This window comes from Dietzia sp. B44 (assembly GCF_014145245.1).
Taxonomy (GTDB): domain Bacteria; phylum Actinomycetota; class Actinomycetes; order Mycobacteriales; family Mycobacteriaceae; genus Dietzia; species Dietzia natronolimnaea.
Window position 1 is genome coordinate 1 of the sequence record NZ_JAALEF010000481.1, and the last position, 2,143, is coordinate 2,143.

A 2,143-nucleotide genomic window follows, 5' to 3' on the forward strand; every position below is an offset into this window, starting at 1 on the left:
GCCAGCCGCTCGTGCAGGGCCTCGCGCTCGTCCTCCGGCGCCGCTGCGAGCGTGCGCTTGTGCAGGATGCCCACCGCCGCCTTGGCGCCCATCACGGCCACCTCCGCGTCGGGCCACGCGAACACGGCGGAGGCGCCCAGCGCGCGCGAGTTCATGGCGATGTAGGCGCCGCCGTAGATCTTGCGGGTGACCAGCGTGACGCGGGCGACGGACGCCTCCGCGAAGGCGTGCAGCAGTTTGGCGCCACGCCGGACGACGCCCTCCCACTCCTGGGAGACCCCGGGGAGGTAACCGGGGACGTCGACCACGACGAGCAGCGGTACGCCGAACGCGTTGCACAGGCGGACGAACCGGGAGGCCTTCTCGGCCGACTCGGAGTTGAGGCAACCCCCCAGGCGGAGCGGGTTGTTGGCGATCACGCCGACCGTGCGGCCCGACATCCTGCCGAAGCCCACCACGATGCTGGGCGCCCACTTGGCCTGGAGCTCCTCGAAGGTCGTGCTCCCGTCCAGCTCGGACGAGTCGAGGATGCCGTGGACGAGGGGACGCACGTCGTAGGCCCGCTTGGGTGACTCCGGGAGCAACCCCGCCAGATCCGTGTGGTCGCCCTCGAGCGCCCGCAGATCGAACTCACCCTGCGCGGACAGGAGGTTCACCAGCCGCCGCGCGCGGTGCAGAGCGTCCCGCTCGTCAGCGGCGGCGATGTGACACACGCCGGACTTGCGGTGGTGGACGTCCTGGCCGCCGAGGCCCTCCATGTCCACCTGTTCCCCGGTGACGGAGCGGACCACGTCGGGTCCGGTGACGAAGATCTTGCCCGCCGGCGCCATGATCACGACGTCCGTGAGCGCGGGGCCGTACGCGGCACCGCCGGCGGCGGGCCCGAGCACGACCGAGATCTGCGGCACGTGGCCCGAGGCGCGGACCATGGCCTCGAAGACCAGGCCGACCGCGTGCAGCGCCTCGACGCCCTCGGCGAGTCGTGCCCCTCCCGAGTGCCACACGCCCACGACGGGCAGGTGCTCGTCGATGGCGGTGTCGATCGCGTGGACGATGTGACGGCACCCGTCCAGGCCCATCGCGCCACCCATGACGGTGGCGTCGGTGGCATAGGCGATCGTGGGTTCGCCGTCGATCAGGCCCCGCGCGGCGAGCGCGCCCGACGCGTCGGGTTCCGTGAGGAACTCCAGTGATGCCGGATCGAAGAGGTTCTCGAGCCGGGCGACGGGGTCGCGCGGGTCGATCTGGGTGTTCTGGTCCACGGTGCTCGTGATGGTCATCGAATGCAGTCCTTTCCGCGGCGCACCTCCCGGATGGGAGGGTGCGCTCCTTATGGACCCCCGGACTGGCTGGTGTGGGAGAGGCGAGCGATCCGGGACCCCCGTCCCTGATCACGCCTTCCGCCCGTCACCCCGCGTGACGCGGGGTGCTCTCGTGTGTCGGGTCCCGGACGTGGGGTGGAGACGCGGGCTCGTCTGGTGCACCGACCGCACCTTCGGCCCTGAACGCGTCCCCGCCCCGTGCTCCGGGACGTGGTGTCAGCTCTGGTCGATCTTCTGGATGTAGTCGACCGCATCCTGCACAGTACGCAACTTGGCGAGGTCCTCGTCCGGGATCTCCACCCCGTAGCGGTCCTCCGTCTGGACCGCGATCTCCACCATGGAGAGCGAATCGATGTCCAGATCGTCCACGAAGGACTTCTCCGGGGTCACCTCGGAAGGCTCGATTCCGGTGACCTCCTCGACGATCTCCGCAAGTCCGGAGATGATCTCGGCCTCGGTGCGTGCCATGTGGTGTCCTTTCTGGTGGTGTCGTCGCGCCCGGTCGGGCACGGCGGGGTCGTCATGACGCGACCGCCGGGCGAGGCCGGCGACCGCGGGTTCGTGGGGGTGGTCTACGCGCCGCTGAGTGCGGGGACGGCGTCGAGCGCGTCCTCCAGGTCCTCGGGCGTGGTGACGCCGTGCCGGGGCACCTCGCGCATCATGCGCTTGGCCAGGCCGACGAGCGCCCCGGACGGGGGGAGCTCGACGAACGCGTCCACGCCGAGCTTGAGCATGGTCTGCGTGCACAGGTCCCAGCGGACCGGATGGGTGATCTGCGAGATCACGCGGTCCACGGCGTCCCTGCCCGAGGTGACGACCAT

General features: G+C 70.7%; 2 protein-coding genes and 1 pseudogene. All 3 read right to left on the bottom strand.

Features of this window, described 5'->3' with window-relative positions:
- Nucleotides 1-1,280: acyl-CoA carboxylase subunit beta (locus tag G6017_RS14470; RefSeq protein ID WP_182617985.1), on the bottom strand; the 1,280-nt coding region annotated here is incomplete at its 3' end.
- Nucleotides 1,281-1,538: 258 nt separating this feature from the next.
- On the bottom strand, nucleotides 1,539-1,790 hold the full coding sequence (acpM, locus tag G6017_RS14475; RefSeq protein ID WP_095719155.1) for a meromycolate extension acyl carrier protein AcpM: 252 nt from the start codon (nucleotides 1,788-1,790) through the stop codon (nucleotides 1,539-1,541).
- 104 nt (nucleotides 1,791-1,894) lie between these two features.
- Nucleotides 1,895-2,143 (bottom strand): annotated as a pseudogene (locus tag G6017_RS16960) (ACP S-malonyltransferase); the annotation flags it as partial.